Source organism: Microbacterium sp. HA-8 (assembly GCF_046111165.1).
In the GTDB taxonomy this organism is placed as follows: domain Bacteria; phylum Actinomycetota; class Actinomycetes; order Actinomycetales; family Microbacteriaceae; genus Microbacterium.
In genome coordinates this window covers 933204-947494 of sequence record NZ_CP162025.1, presented here as the reverse complement: position 1 = coordinate 947494, position 14291 = coordinate 933204, and the positions used below count along the sequence as shown (strand labels likewise).

Below are 14291 nucleotides of genomic sequence, written 5' to 3'. Positions count from 1 at the left end.
GGACGCTACTCGACCGTGACGGACTTGGCCAGGTTGCGGGGCTGGTCGACATCGAGTCCCTTGGCCTCGGCGAGCGCCATCGCGAAGATGTGCAGCGGCACGACCGCGAGCAGCGGTTCGAAGAGCGGCTCGGCGAGCGGAATGCGCAGCACCTCGTCAGCGAAGGGCAGCACCGCGACATCCCCCTCCTCGGCGATCGCGATGACGCGGGCGCCGCGGGCGCGGATCTCCTGGATGCTGGAGACGACCTTCTTGTGCATGTCGGCCGACGCGCGGGGTGAGGGCACGATGACGAACACGGGCTGGCCCGGCTCGATGAGGGCGATGGGTCCGTGCTTGAGCTCGCCCGCCGCGAAGCCCTCGGCGTGGATGTAGGCGAGCTCCTTGAGCTTGAGCGCGCCCTCGAGGGCGATCGGATACCCGACGTGGCGGCCGAGGAAGAGCACGGAGCGGGTGTCGGCCATCCAGTGCGCGAGCTGCTCGATGCGCTCCTTCTCGGTCTCGAGGATGCGGCTGATCTTGCCCGGGATCGCCTCGAGCTCGAGAACCAGGAGCGAGGCCTCGGTGCCGCTGTGCGCCCAGCCGCGCACGCGGGCGATGTGCAGACCCAGCAGGTACAGCGCGGTGATCTGCGCGACGAAGGCCTTGGTCGAGGCGACCGCGACCTCGGGACCGGCGTGGGTGTAGACGATCGCGTCGGATTCGCGGGGAATCGTCGCGCCCTGCGTGTTGCAGATCGACAGCGTCTTGGCTCCGCGCTCGCGGGCGTACTTCACGGCCATGAGCGTGTCCATCGTCTCACCGGACTGACTGATCGAGACGACGAGCGTGCCGGGGTCGAGCACGGGATCGCGGTAGCGGAATTCGTGCGCGAGCTCGACGTCGACGGGGATGCGCGTCCACTGCTCGAGCGCGTACTTGCCGACAAGCCCCGCGTAGGCGGCCGTGCCGCATGCGATGACGACGATGCGCGAGACGCCGGCGAAGAGCTCGTCGAGCCCGTCCAGCTCGGGAATGACGACCTGGCCGTCGCGGACGCGACCGCGAATGGTGTTGGCGACCGCCTCGGGCTCCTCCGACACCTCTTTCGCCATGAACGAGGACCATCCGCCCTTGTCGGCGGCGGCAGCATCCCACGTCACCTCGAAGGGCTCGACCTCGACGGCGCCGCCGAAGAAGTCGGTCACCGTCACACCGTCGGGGGTGATCGCGACGATCTGATCCTGACCGATCGCGAGCGCGCGACGGGTGTGCTCGACGAAGGCCGCGACATCGGAGCCGAGGAAGTTCTCGCCCTCGCCGAGCCCGATCACCAGCGGCGAGTTGCGGCGGGCGCCCACGACGAGCCCGGGGTGGTCGCGGTGCATCGCGAGAAGCGTGAAGGCTCCCTCGAGACGACCGGCGATGGTGCGGAACGCCGCGACGAGGTCGCCGCCGTGAGCACGGTACTCGTGCCCGAGCAGCACCGCCGCGACCTCGGTGTCGGTCTCGCTGCGGAAGGTGTAGCCCGCCGCCACCATCTCGGCCTTCAGCTCGCCGAAGTTCTCGATGATCCCGTTGTGGATCACGGCCAGCTTGTCGTCGTCGGCCAGGTGCGGGTGCGCGTTGCCGTCGGTCGGGCCGCCGTGGGTGGCCCAGCGGGTGTGTCCGATGCCGGTCGTGCCGTCGGCGAGCGGGGTGCTCTCGAGGTCGCCGCGCAGCACGCTGAGCTTGCCCGCGCGCTTGCGCATGCCGAGGTCGCCTTCGGCATCGATCACGGCGATGCCCGCGGAGTCGTATCCCCGATACTCGAGGCGTGCCAAGCCCGACAGAAGGATGCCCTGGCTGGGCCGCGGGCCCACGTATCCGACGATTCCACACATGCGATCGAGTGTAAGCGGCGGATGCTGTGGCCACCGTGTGCGGCGCATCCGGGCGCGGCGGGGCGACAGCATCCCGCGTCGTCGCCTGCCTAGAGCTTGCGCAGCAGCACGCGGTCGACGCTGTGCCGGGCATCTTTCTGCAGCACGAGGGTCGCGCGGTGGCGCGTGGGCAGGACGTTCTCGACGAGGTTCGGCATGTTGATGTCGTTCCAGTACCGCATCGCGGTCTCGACGGCCTCGTCGTCGCTGAGGTGGGCGAAGACGTTGAAGTACGACGTGGGGTTGGCGAACGCCCCGGCCTTGAGGGCGAGGAAGCGGTCGGTGAACCAGCGGGCGATGTGATCGGTGTCGGCGTCGACGTAGACCGAGAAGTCGAACAGGTCGGACACGGCGACGTCGTTGGGCGAGGGCGGAGGCTGGAGCACGTTCAGGCCCTCGACGATGACGACGTCGGGGCGGCGCACGACGACGCTCGCGTCGGGCACGATGTCGTACCGCATGTGCGAGTAGAACGGGGCGCGCACCTCGGTGGCGCCCGATTTGACCTCGGTGAGGAACCGCACGAGCGCCCGGCGATCGTAGGACTCGGGAAAGCCCTTGCGCTCCATCAGACCCCGCCGCTCGAGCTCGGCGTTGGGGAAGAGGAACCCGTCGGTCGTGACGAGCTCGACCCGCGGGGTGCCGGGCCAGCGACTCATCAGCTCGCGCAGCAGGCGCGCGATCGTCGATTTGCCGACCGCGACCGAACCCGCCACGCCGACGACGAACGGGGTCGTGGTGTCGGGCTCCTGCAGAAAGGCCGCCGTGTCGGCCCCGAGATTCTTCGTCGCGCTCGCGTAGAGGCTCAGCAGCCGGCTGAGCGGAAGGTAGACCTCTCGCACCTCGGTGATGTCGAGGCGATCGCCGAGCCCCCGCAGCTGCACGACCTCGGGCTCGGTGAGCGGCTGGTCCATGTCGGCGGCGAGCCGGGCCCACTCGCTGCGCGCGATCTCGCGATAGGGACTCGGCACGGTGTCGTCGGCGGGCACCCGGCCATGCTAGCGGGGGCGTCGGGCGGGGCCCGCGGAGGGGTGCGCCCCACTACGCTGAGGCGGGTGCGCCTGGGAGTCCTCGACATCGGCTCGAACACCGTCCACCTGCTCGTCGCCGACGCGAGACCGGGCGGGCGGCCGCTGGCGACCACCAGCCAACGCACCGTGCTGCGCCTCATGCGCTACCTCAGCCCCGAGGGTGCGATCACCGAGGAGGGCGTCCGCGCCCTCGAGCAGGCCGTGACCACCGCGCGCGAGGTCGCCGCGGCCGAGAAGGTTGAGGAGTTGCTGGCCACCGCCACCTCGGCGGTGCGCGAGGCACTCAACGGCGCCGAGGTGATCGCCCGCATCGAGGCCGCGCTCGGGCAGCCGCTGCAGGTGCTCGGCGGCGAGACCGAGGCCCGCTTCACGTTTCTCGCGGTGCGGCGCTGGTTCGGCTGGTCGGCGGGGCAGATCCTGCTGTTCGACATCGGCGGCGGCTCGCTCGAGATCGCCTCCGGTGCCGACGAGCTGCCCGATGTCGCGACCTCCGTGCCGCTCGGGGCGGGACGCATGACGATCCAGTTCCTCCCGGAGGACCCGCCCGGCGAGGACGCCGTCGAGGCCCTGCGCCGCCACGCGCGCGCGGAGCTCGCGGCGGTCGCGGGCGCGTTCGGCGACCAGCCGCGTCCCGAACACGTCGTCGGCTCCTCCAAGGCCATCCGCTCCCTCGCCAAGCTCGCGGGCTATCCCGTCTCGGGCTGGTCGGGCAGCCCGCGGATGCTGCTGCCCCGCGCCGCGCTCGGCTCGTGGATTCCGCGACTGGCCCGGCTGCCGGCATCCGCCCGTCAGGAGCTGCCCGGGATCACGGCCGACCGGACGTTCCAGATCGTCGCGGGCGCCGTCGTGCTGCACGAGGCGATGAGGGCGATGGATGTCGACGAGCTCGAGGTGAGCCCGTGGGCGCTGCGGGAGGGTGTGCTGCTGCGCTACATCGAGTCGCTCAGCTGGGGCTGACCGCCTGAAAATACCCTGCGAACAGCGCCGACCAGCCCCCGGGTTATGCTATTGGCGGTGGCTGGGGAGCGCCGACGAGAGTTCCATGTTGTCCCGCGGTGCCCAGGAGGTGCGATCGTGTCTCCCGCTTACGGCCCCAGTCGCGCCCGTCGCCCGGTGTCCGAGCCGCATTCGGGGCGCCCCGGCGACCCGCCCGCGGCGGACCGTGCGCCGGTGACCGGACCCGCTCCGACCCCCCGCGATCGTGAGCACGACTCCCGCACGATGATGCGTATCGTCGCGATCCTCGGGGCGGCACTTGCGATCTCGGCGAGCCTGCAGGCGGTGCTCGTGCTGGGTGTGCAGTCCGAGACGATGCGCGGGATCGATGCCGCGCCGCTGATGGACGTCGGCCGCCGCGTGCTGATCAACCTGGCGGTTGTGGTCGTCTCCGTGCTGCTCGCCGAACGGCTGCGCATCGAGCAGCACCGGCCCCCGGCATCCCTGTGGCTCGTCGCCGCCGCGGGCGCCACGGTGGGTGGTGTGCGGGCCATCATGCAGCTGAGCACCGGCATCTACAGCCAGGAGCAGTGGGGCTCGGTGCTCATCGACGCCGCAATGGCGTCGATCATGATCAGCCTGATCTTCGCTTTCGCTCTGTCGGTGACCCGCTCGCAACAGCGCCTGCGCGCGGCGGAGCGGCGCACGATCCTGCCGGCGGCGATCGCGGCCGACGCCCTGCTGCGGATGCAGCGCGCCGAGCTGCGCGACCGTCAGGTCGAGGCCGATGCGCTGCGATCGAGCGAGCGCGGTCGCATCGAGGCGATCCGCGCCGATCTGGAGGATCTGGCGGCGCGCGCCGACGCCTCCGATCGCGTGCGCCTGGCGTCGGTGCTCGACGAGCTCGACGCCCTGCGTCGCGCGGGCAGGCGCGGCCTCGAGGCGGCGATCTATCCGCGCGAGATCGGCAACGGCCTCGTGCCCGCGCTCCGGGCGCTGGTCGCGCGGGTTCCCGCACCCATTGAGGTGACGCTGCGGATGGATGCCGCCATCAGCGCCACCGAGGGCACCGGCAACGGCCCCCTCGGCCTCGAGAAACGCCTCCTGCTGATGCGGCTGGCCGACGAGGGCATCTCGAACGCGCTGCGGCACGGCTACGCGCAGCAGATCGAGGTGTCGCTGAGCCTCGAGAACTCGCGTGTGCGGATGATCGTCGCCGACCGCGGTATCGGCGTGCGTCTGCCCGCCGATCTGCGTTCGCTCGGCAAGCTGCGCACGCGCATCGAGCTGGCCGGTGGGCGCGTCTACCTCGGCACGCAACCCGGCGGGGGCACCCGACTCGCGGCGATCATGCCGGTCGCCGCGGCGCGCGGACCGCGGCATCCCGCGGCCGGCCCCGGCGCCACCTCTGTGCCGCTGGCGTAGCGCCGACCCACAGCATCCTCCGCCCCGCCGGGCATGTCCCAATATCTGTCGCCTCGGGCGGCGCTTGGCGACAGAAAGTGGGACACCCCCGAGGCAGCCCGGGCCGACGTCGCTCAGCCCACCGGGCATGTCCCAATATCTGTCGCCTCGGGCGGCGCTTGGCGACAGAAAGTGGGACACCCCCGAGGCAGCCCGGGCCGACGTCGCTCAGCCCGCCGGGCATGTCCCAAAATCTGTCGCCTTGAGCGCCGCTTGGCGACAGAAAGTGGGACACCCCCGAGGCAGCCCGGGCCGACGTCGCTCAGCCCGCCGGGCATGTCCCAAAATCTGTCGCCTTGAGCGCCGCTTGGCGACAGAAAGTGGGACACCCCCGCGCGCCAGGTGACGGAGCGACCGACCCGCGGCGGGCATGCGGCGGGCACGCGGCGCAACGCTAGAGAGCGAGGCGCTCCCGCACGACAGTCGCGAGCGCGTCGGCGTGTCGGTGGGCATCGTCTTCGGATGCCGCCTCCACCATCACACGCACGAGCGGCTCGGTCCCGGACGGGCGCAGCAGGACGCGCCCCGAGTCACCGAGCTCGGCCTTGACCGCCGCCACCGCGACGGCCACGCCCTCGTCGGTGGAGGCGCGCGTGCGGTCGACGTCCTTGACGTTGACGAGCACCTGCGGATACACCGTCATGATCGATGCGAGCTCGGCGAGGGTGCGACCCGTGCGCGCCATCTCGGCCGCCAGATGCAGTCCGGTCAGGATGCCGTCACCCGTCGTCGCATACTCGCTCATGATCACGTGGCCGGACTGCTCGCCGCCGAGCGAGTGACCGCCCGCGTTCATCTCCTCGAGCACGTACCGGTCGCCGACCGCGGTCTGCAGCACGCGGATGCCGTGGGCCGACATCGCACGATGCAGACCGAGGTTGCTCATGACGGTCGCCACGAGCGTGTTGTTGGCGAGCAGGCCGCGCTCGCGCATCGAGACGGCGAGGATCGCCATGATCTGATCGCCGTCGACGACCCGACCGGCAGCGTCCACGGCGAGGCAGCGGTCGGCGTCGCCGTCGTGGGCGATGCCGATGTCGGCGCCGTGCGCGATGACCGCGCGCGCGAGCTGATCGAGGTGGGTCGAACCCACGCCGTCGTTGATGTTGAGCCCATCGGGATCGGCGCCGATCACGATGACCTCGGCTCCGACATCCCGGAACGTCTCGGGCGAGACGCCCGCGGCGGCGCCGTGCGCGCAGTCGAGCACGACCCGCAGCCCGTCGAGGCGCACATCGAGCGAGCCGAGCAGATGCACGACGTAGCGGTCCTCGGCGTCGGAGAAGCGGATGATGCGCCCGACCTTCTCGCCCGTCGGCTGCAGCTTGGGTGCGGTCATGGCGGCTTCGATGCGCTGCTCGACCTCGTCGGGCAGCTTGACACCGCCGCGCGCGAAGATCTTGATGCCGTTGTCGGGGGCCGGATTGTGGGATGCCGAGACCATCACACCGAAATCGGCATCGCGGTCGCCGACGAGGAAGGCGAGCGCGGGCGTGGGCAGCACGCCCGCCTCGAGCACGTCGACGCCCGACGATGCCAGGCCCGCCGCGACGGCGGCCGTGAGGAACTCCCCCGATACGCGCGGATCGCGGGCGACGACGGCCGTGAGGCGTTTGCCCGCGGCGCGGCGCGCGTCGGCGGTACGACCCTGGCCCAGGACGACGGCGGTCGCCTGGGCCAGAGTGAGAGCGAGGTCGGCGGTGAGGGGGCCGTTGGCCAGCCCCCGCACGCCGTCCGTGCCGAAGAGCGGCATCGGATCCCTACCCGTGAACGGTGATCCCGGAAGAACCGGGGATCAACGCTTCGAGTACTGGGGAGCCTTGCGGGCCTTCTTGAGACCGGCCTTCTTGCGCTCCTTCACGCGCGCGTCGCGCGAGAGGAAGCCGGCCTTCTTCAGCGTCGGGCGGTTGTGCTCGGCGTCGATCTCGTTGAGCGCGCGGGCGATGCCCAGGCGCAGCGCACCGGCCTGGCCCGAGGGGCCACCACCCGAGATGCGTGCGATGACGTCGTACGCGCCGGTGAGGTTGAGGACCGTGAAGGGGTCGTTGATGAGCTGCTGGTGCAGCTTGTTGGGGAAGTAGTCCTCGAGCGTGCGGCCGTTCACCGTGATGGTGCCCGAGCCGGGAACGAGGCGCACGCGGGCGATGGCCTGCTTGCGGCGGCCGACGGCCGCACCGGGGACCGAGAGCACGGGGCGCTCGGCGACGGCCTGGGCCTGCTCGGCGGGCGTCTCGGTCGAGTAGTTCTGAGGGGTTTCGATGGAGTCGGAGATCTTCGCCACGAGTGTGTCCTTAAGTCCTGGAAAGTCGGCGGCGCTTACTGGGCGACCTGGTCGAGGGTGTACGTGGTGGGCTGCTGCGCACCGTGGGGGTGCTCGGCGCCGCGGTAGACCTTGAGCTTGCGCAGCTGCTGCGCGCCCAGGCTGTTCTTCGGGAGCATGCCGCGCACGGCCTTCTCGACGGCGCGCACGGGGTTCTTCTCGAGAAGCTCCTCGTACGAGACGGACTTGAGGCCGCCCGGGTAGCCCGAGTGGCGGTAGGCCATCTTCTTCTGCAGCTTCTGACCCGTCAGCGCCACCTTCTCGGCGTTGATGATGATCACGAAGTCGCCCATGTCCATGTGGTTGGAGAAGGTGGCCTTGTGCTTGCCGCGGAGCAGGACGGCGGCGTGGCTCGCGAGGCGGCCGAGCACGACGTCGGTCGCGTCGATGATGAGCCACTCGCGCTGGGCTTCGCCAGCCTTGGGGGTGTAGGTGCGCGTCACAGTGGTGCTGCTTTCTTGATCGAACGGAGAGGTTCGTGAATCCCGCTCCGGGGCTGTTGTCGACGGCGGATGCCGGGGCAACGGGCCGGTGGAGGGCTCACGTTCGCGGTACCCGGTCAGCAGGACGCAGGCACCAAAGGGAAAGACTACCCCGAAGGGATGCTGTGACCCAAATCCCCGCGCCCCCGCGGGTCATGCGGGCCACAGCATCCCCGTCGTGCGTGTCACCTCACGACGGCCGTGACCGTCGTGAGCTTGGCGAGCACCTCTTCGCTCACCGAGCCGAGCAGGAACCGGCGGAACGCGCCGCGCCCGTGGCTGCCCACGACGACGAGGCTCGCGGTGGCGCCGTGGCGCGAGAGGATCGCGCCGGGCAGCCCCGACTCGACGACCTGTTCGATGTGCAGGTCGGGATAGTCCTGGCGCAGCCCTGCGACCGAGATGCCGAGGTTCTCGGCGGTGAGCTTCTGCATGTTCTCGACGTAGTCGTCGGGGTACGCGAGTCCCCCCATCGGGACGGCCAGCGGCGACCACGTGCCGATCGCCGTGAGACTCTCGCCGCGGCGATCGGCCTCGGCGGCGGCGAAGGCGATCGCGGCCTCGGAGATCTCGGAGCCGTCGACACCCACGATCACACCGCGGCGCTCCGACACGTCGATGTCGGGCACCACGACGACGGGGCAGTGGGCGCCCGCGACGATGCGGATACCGCGATGACCGCGCACAGGACCGAGCCCGTGGCCGCGGTAGTCGCTGCCGATGACGAGCAGCGCCGAGTTCTCCGCCGCGCGGATCAGCTGCTCGACCGGATCGCCGCGTCCGATGCGGGTCTCGACGGGGATGCGGAACTCGGCGATGCGAGCGGCCTCGCGATCGAGCATCTCCTGGGTGCGCTCGAGGGCGGCATCCACCACTCTTCCCTCGCCCACGGCACCGACCGCGCCCCCGACGATGGAGACGAGCAGCAGGCTCTGGTGCCGATCAGCGGCCCGCCGCGTGGCCCAGTCCAGTGCGCGACGCGAGGCCTGGGCATCCGTGATTCCGACGATGATGCGTTCGTTCATGATGAACCCCTTTGTCGGTTTCGACGCTACGCCTGCGCGGGGCGGCGCGCGGGGTCAGCGGCCGTGCAAAACGGGTGCCGCACTCCCCTGAAGATGTCCCGAAATCTGTCGCCCAGCGGCACCGGAACCGACGAAAAGTGGGACACCCCGACAAGGGCAGGGCGGATGCCGCGCCGCACTCATTCGGCATGTCCCGAAATCTGTCGCCCAGCGGCACCGGAACCGACGAAAAGTGGGACACCCCGACAGGGGCAGGGCGGCAATGCGGGCTCAGGAGAGGAGCGTGCCCGCCGTCGCGAGCGCCACCCAGGTCGCGTTGAAGACGATGTGCACGAGCACGGCGCCCCAGATGCGCCGGGTGAGGAGCACCAGCATCCCGCACACGATGCCGACGAGGGCGTAGCTGACGACGTCGTCCCAGCCGAGCGCGCCGTTGAGCGTGTGTGCGGCGACGAAGACACCGGTCGTCACGACGACCGCAACGAACGCCGCGACCCGCGCGCCCAGCGCGCGGCGCACGACCGTGTAGATGACGACGAGCAGCACGCCGCGGAAGAAGAACTCCTCGATCACCGGCGAGATGACGACGGGCGCGAGCGCGTCGGCGAACCACCACGACGACGACAGCTGCCCGTCGATCGTGGGGTAGGAGGGGAAGGGCACGGGGCCTCCGGCCGCGGCCTGTTCGAACCAGCCCTGCGCGAGGCGCAGGACGCCGCCCAGCACGACGCCGTACAGCAGATCGACCGGGCGGAAGCGCAGCAGCCCCCGCGGCCGCGACCGCGCGAAGGCGAGCGCCACGGGCACGGCCATGCCGAGCCAGAGGGCGATGCCCGCGATCAGCACGCCGGTCGCGCCCGGCACGACCGACGGGATGCCGGCCGAGAGCAGGATGCCGGCGGCGAAGGAGATCATCGCCCAGCCGAGCAGGTCGTAGCCCCAGTCCTGCACAGTCGATCCGCCGGCGGTCCACGAGCGCGGAGCGACGGGACGACGGTCGGAGCCGGCCCTCGAGAGGGGCGCTGCGCCCGCGGGCGCGGAGGCGGCGCGTGCGGCCGCCCGCGTCGCGCGGGTGTCGACGGTGTCCGCGGCGGAGACGGGACCCGCGGCAGGGGCTGCGCCCGCGGCCGGGGCGCCGCCTGGAGCGTCGTTAGACTCGGGGGGCACGATGCCAACCTACCGGGAGGCCCCGCCCATGCTCGAGGTACTCACGGTGTGCACCGGCAACGTCGCCCGTTCACCCCTCGCCGAACTGGTGCTGCGCGCGCGCACAGGCGGCAGCATCCAGGTGCACAGCGCCGGCACGCGGGCCCTGATCGACTATCCGATGCCCGCCGAGGCCGGATCCCTCGCCGTCGCCCACGGCGCCCCGCCCGCCGAGGCGCAGGCCCACCGCGGGCGGCGACTGACCGAGGGGATGCTGCGCTCCCCCGACCTGATCCTCGCCATGGCGCGCGAACACCGCCGGGCGATCGTCGAGCTCGCGCCGGCGCGGCTTCGCTCGACCTTCACGGTGCGGGAGTTCGCCCGGCTGTCGGTCCACGCGAGCGCCGCCGACCTGGCCACCGCGATCGGCGACGCGTCCGATCCCGCCGAGCGGGCGCGACGCGCGGTCGCCCATGTCGCGAGCCTGCGTTCCGCCGTCGAGCCCCCGCACGACCCGGCCGACGACGACGTGATCGACCCCTTCCGGCGATCGGAGCGCACCTATGCCCTCGCGGCGGCGCAGCTCGTCCCCGCGGTCGACGAGGTCGCGCGCGTGCTGCGGGTCGTCGCGGGCTGAGGCCCGCGCCGCGCGCCCCGTTGTGTCGCGCCCCGCGCGCTCGCTAACGTCGGCTCTGCGCGCGCATCAGTGCCGCGCGATCAGGGAGGGAACCCGCACATGTCTGACACCACACCGCCGCCCCCGGGCAGCACACCCCCGAACCAGAACCCCGCCGGCTACCCCGCTCCGAACCAGCCGCCGGCGTACGGTGCGGCCCCGCCGCCCGCCTACGCCACGTCCTCGCCCGCCCCGGGAGCACCCGTGCCCGGTAAGACGCTCGGCATCGTCGCCTTCATCCTGTCGTTCTTCGTGCAGCTCGTCGCCCTGATCCTCGGCATCATCGCGCTCGTGCAGAGCCGCAAGGCCGGTGCCAAGAACGGCTGGGCGCTCGCGGCGATCATCATCAGCGTGATCCTGATGATCATCGGGATCATCGTCGGCATCGCCCTCATCGGCCTCGCGATCGGTGCCGCCGAAGAGTACGCGCGCCTGTGCTCGGAGTACGGCCCCGGCACGCACGAGGTCTCCAGCGGCGTGACCATCACCTGCAACTGACACGGATCCGCGCCGATCGCGGGTCCGACCGGTCGCGGCACGTCACGGCGGACAGCATCCGCCCGACGTGTCGCGACCGTCCCCCGCGACGCTCCGGACGCAACGGCGCCCCGCCGGATGAGGCGAACCCTGCCGTAGCGTGAGAGAACTCTCACGTCAATACCCTGCCGCCCGATGCATGCCCGTGTCAGCATGGACATCCAGGCGGGATCGATGGCGCTCCCCGACGCGCAAGCTGGGGAGCTACCGTGGGGAAATTTCGACCGGGACGCGCACGCGCGCCCCTCGCATTGATCGGCAGTCAGGTCGTCGGCCAACTCGCCCTCGTCGCCGTGCTGCCCGTGCTCACGCGGGTCTACCCGCCGGCCGAGTTCGGCGTGTACCAGTTCGCCTTCGCGATCGCGTTCATCCTTCTGCCGCTCGCGACGCTGCGTCTCGAGTACATCGTGCCGACCACGCACGCGGCCGAGCTGGTTCGCCGGCGCCTGCGGCTCGGCACCGCGGTGGCGCTCGGGCTCAGCCTCCTGCTGATCGCCGTGGGCGTCATCGATCACCTCTCGGGCCTCACCGACGTGTCGGGCATCCTGATCATGACGGGCCTGCTCGTGCCCGCGCTCGGGCTGCCGCTGCTCGACGGCGCGCGCCTCGTGCGGCAGGGCGCGCGGCGCGCCCTCGCGGTGCGCAACCTCGTCGGCGGCGTCGCGGGGGCGTCTCTGCAGGCGGTGTTCGCCCTCTCGGGGGGCGATGTCACGCTGCTGCCCGTCGCCCTGCTCGCGGGCCGACTCATCGGCATCGCCGCCTCGCGCCTGGTCAAAGAGCCCGCGACGGGCGAACGATCCATGGATGCCGCGGCCCGGTCCGACGGTTCGGCCGAGACCGCGGACCCCGAGCTCGAACCGGCCCGCGACACCCCCTACACACTCGCCCGGGCTCTGCCCACGATCGGTGCGGGGGCGATGTCGGGGCTCACGATCCAGGGACTCACCGTGATCGCGGGCGCGACCGTCGGACCGGCCGCGGCCGGACAGGTGGGCGTCGCCCAGCGCATCGCGTCGACGCCGATATCGCTCGCGGGCCAGGCCCTCGCCCAGGTCACGCAGTTGAGCTTCAGCCGCATCATCCGCGAGCAGCGCCCGAGCCTGACGGCGTCCCTCGGCTCCCACGTGCGCGCATTCCTCGCGCTCGGCGTCCTCGTCGGCGCGGCGCTCGCGATCGGCGGCCCGCTGCTGGCCGGTCCCGTCCTCGGCGAGGAGTGGGCGCCGGCCGGCGTCCTGATCGCGATGCTCGCGATCCCCGCCACGCTGCAGGTCGCCGTCTCGCCGACCGACTTCCTCTTCGTGATGCTCGGCCGCGAGCGCCGCCTGTTCGCGTTGCAGTTCACGCGGGCAGCTCTCACCTGGACGACGGGGCTCGTCGCCGCCGCGCTCACCGGCGACATCGGCGTCGTCGTGCTGAGCTTCTCGATCGCGTGGGCGCTCGCCTACGCCCTCTCGCTCGTCTTCGTCTTCCGCGCGGCGCGCACCTTCGACCGCGAACACCGCGCGAACGCGGCTCCCCCGGTCACTGCCGCGGCCGACGCGTCGCCGGGCGCGGCAACGGGCGAGCCCGCGTCCACCGAGGCGACAGCATCCCGCGCCGGCGTGACGGGCGAGAGCCGGCCCGCCGAGCCCGGCGAGCGCACGGTCTTCGCGGCGATGACGGGCGACTACCCCAACATCGGCGACGCGATCATCCGGCGCGAGACGCTCGAGTGGGTGCACGGCATCGGCCCGGTGCACACCTACGTCGGACGCGCGCCCGACGCCTGGATCGACCAGATCGGTGCGGCGCCGCTGGGCCCCGTGTACCGGCGGCGCCCCGGCGCCCAGGCGTGGATCCGCGCGCTGCTGACCACGCCCCGGCCGGTGCTGCTGTTCGAGCCCGGCGAGGTGCAGCTCGAGTCGCGCCACGTCGTGCGCGAGCTCGTCTTCCTGGCGCTCGGTCTCGCCGTCAAGGCCCGACGCGGCACGATCGTCTACGCGCCGCGCGCGCTCGCCCGCATCAGCGCACCCTCGCTCTGGGTGTATCGGATGTCGGCACGACTGGCCGACTTCTCGCCCATGCGCGAACAGGCGTCGTTCGAGCTCGTCCCCGGCGCGGTGCGCAGCCCCGACATCGCGTTCGCGCGCGACGCGATCCCCACCGGCGAGCCCGGCCCCTCGGGGGCGGCTCGCGACACCCTCGTGATCAGCCTGCGCGGCGCCCGCGCCTTCCCGCCCGACGCATGGCTCGCGGGCGTGCGGTCCTTCGCCGGGTCCCGCGGCCTGCGGATCGTCGTGAGCGCCCAGGTGCGCGGAGACGAGGCGCGCGCCGACGAGCTCGCCGCGGCCCTGGATGCGGAGGCGTTCGGCTGGGGATCCGTGCCCGATCTCGTGCAGGAGCGCCGACTGCTGAGCCTCTACGAGCGCGCGACTGTCGTGCTCTCCGACCGTCTTCACGTGCTGATCCTCGCGGCCTCCTGCGGGGCGATCCCGCTCGAGCTGGTCGCCGGGCCGAGCGGCAAGGTGCGCGCGCACTTCGCGTGGGTCGGCGTGCACGAGGTGTCGGTCGAGGCCACCGGCATGGATGCTGTCGCGGTCGCCGCCGCGATCGAGTCGGCCGCTTCGCGCTCCCCGTACGAACTCACCGCGGCCCTCACCGGCGCGCGGGCCGAGGTGCGGCACGTGCGCGCCCGGGCTCGGGCACTGATGTCGCCGCTCGCGACGGGCGCCACCGCGCCGACACGCGTGTCCTCGCGCTGACCCGGGTCGCGGTCGTGGGCCCGGCCGCGGGT

At 71.9% G+C, this 14291-nt stretch carries 12 protein-coding genes; 5 read left to right on the top strand and 7 right to left on the bottom strand.

Features of this window, described 5'->3' with window-relative positions:
- Window positions 1-5 precede the first annotated feature (5 nt).
- Both glmS and coaA read right to left on the bottom strand, forming a co-directional pair.
- Entirely contained in the window at window positions 6-1862 is a 1857-nt protein-coding gene (gene glmS, locus AB2L57_RS04510; RefSeq protein WP_292813753.1) for a glutamine--fructose-6-phosphate transaminase (isomerizing), read from the bottom strand.
- A gap of 89 nt (window positions 1863-1951) precedes the next feature.
- Window positions 1952-2890 (bottom strand): type I pantothenate kinase, encoded by a 939-nt coding sequence (coaA, locus tag AB2L57_RS04505; protein WP_409048191.1) that lies wholly within the window; start codon window positions 2888-2890, stop codon window positions 1952-1954.
- A 66-nt stretch (window positions 2891-2956) separates the two neighbouring features.
- On the opposite strand from coaA, the gene AB2L57_RS04500 reads away from it, so the two are divergent.
- Both AB2L57_RS04500 and AB2L57_RS04495 read left to right on the top strand, forming a co-directional pair.
- Window positions 2957-3889: a Ppx/GppA phosphatase family protein gene (locus AB2L57_RS04500; RefSeq protein WP_409048190.1), complete on the top strand. Its 933-nt coding sequence runs from the start codon at window positions 2957-2959 to the stop codon at window positions 3887-3889.
- Window positions 3890-4102: 213 nt separating this feature from the next.
- Complete coding sequence (locus AB2L57_RS04495) at window positions 4103-5293, top strand: sensor histidine kinase (RefSeq protein ID WP_292813393.1); 1191 nt, start codon at window positions 4103-4105, stop codon at window positions 5291-5293.
- Window positions 5294-5726: 433 nt separating this feature from the next.
- Here the strand turns inward: AB2L57_RS04495 and glmM are convergent, their stop codons facing one another.
- The 5 genes from glmM to AB2L57_RS04470 all read right to left on the bottom strand — a co-directional run bounded on the left by glmM (window position 5727) and on the right by AB2L57_RS04470 (window position 10326).
- On the bottom strand, window positions 5727-7085 hold the full coding sequence (gene glmM, locus AB2L57_RS04490) for a phosphoglucosamine mutase (protein WP_409048189.1): 1359 nt from the start codon (window positions 7083-7085) through the stop codon (window positions 5727-5729).
- A 42-nt stretch (window positions 7086-7127) separates the two neighbouring features.
- Window positions 7128-7613, bottom strand: a complete 486-nt coding sequence (gene rpsI / locus AB2L57_RS04485) for a 30S ribosomal protein S9 (protein ID WP_292813398.1) — start codon at window positions 7611-7613, stop codon at window positions 7128-7130.
- A 35-nt stretch (window positions 7614-7648) separates the two neighbouring features.
- Entirely contained in the window at window positions 7649-8095 is a 447-nt protein-coding gene (gene rplM, locus AB2L57_RS04480; protein WP_292813401.1) for a 50S ribosomal protein L13, read from the bottom strand.
- A gap of 224 nt (window positions 8096-8319) precedes the next feature.
- Entirely contained in the window at window positions 8320-9159 is an 840-nt protein-coding gene (locus tag AB2L57_RS04475) for a universal stress protein (protein ID WP_292813402.1), read from the bottom strand.
- Window positions 9160-9429: 270 nt separating this feature from the next.
- Entirely contained in the window at window positions 9430-10326 is an 897-nt protein-coding gene (locus tag AB2L57_RS04470; RefSeq protein ID WP_409048188.1) for a lysostaphin resistance A-like protein, read from the bottom strand.
- A gap of 1 nt (window position 10327) precedes the next feature.
- Between AB2L57_RS04470 and AB2L57_RS04465 the strand changes: the two genes are divergently transcribed.
- The 3 genes from AB2L57_RS04465 to AB2L57_RS04455 all read left to right on the top strand — a co-directional run bounded on the left by AB2L57_RS04465 (window position 10328) and on the right by AB2L57_RS04455 (window position 14259).
- Entirely contained in the window at window positions 10328-10942 is a 615-nt protein-coding gene (locus AB2L57_RS04465; protein ID WP_409048187.1) for a low molecular weight phosphatase family protein, read from the top strand.
- A 99-nt stretch (window positions 10943-11041) separates the two neighbouring features.
- Window positions 11042-11479, top strand: coding sequence for a DUF4190 domain-containing protein (locus tag AB2L57_RS04460; protein ID WP_409048186.1), 438 nt, complete (start codon window positions 11042-11044; stop codon window positions 11477-11479).
- Window positions 11480-11727: 248 nt separating this feature from the next.
- Complete coding sequence (locus AB2L57_RS04455; protein ID WP_409048185.1) at window positions 11728-14259, top strand: polysaccharide pyruvyl transferase family protein; 2532 nt, start codon at window positions 11728-11730, stop codon at window positions 14257-14259.
- Window positions 14260-14291 lie beyond the last annotated feature (32 nt).

Excerpts from the sequence above, each read along its gene's own strand:
- AB2L57_RS04475 (WP_292813402.1), bottom strand. The coding sequence starts at position 9,159 with ATGAACGAACGCATCATCGTCGGAATCACGGATGCCCAGGCCTCGCGT.
- glmM (WP_409048189.1), bottom strand. The coding sequence starts at position 7,085 with ATGCCGCTCTTCGGCACGGACGGCGTGCGGGGGCTGGCCAACGGCCCC.
- AB2L57_RS04465 (WP_409048187.1), top strand. The coding sequence starts at position 10,328 with ATGCCAACCTACCGGGAGGCCCCGCCCATGCTCGAGGTACTCACGGTG.
- glmS (WP_292813753.1), bottom strand. The coding sequence starts at position 1,862 with ATGTGTGGAATCGTCGGATACGTGGGCCCGCGGCCCAGCCAGGGCATC.
- AB2L57_RS04460 (WP_409048186.1), top strand. The coding sequence starts at position 11,042 with ATGTCTGACACCACACCGCCGCCCCCGGGCAGCACACCCCCGAACCAG.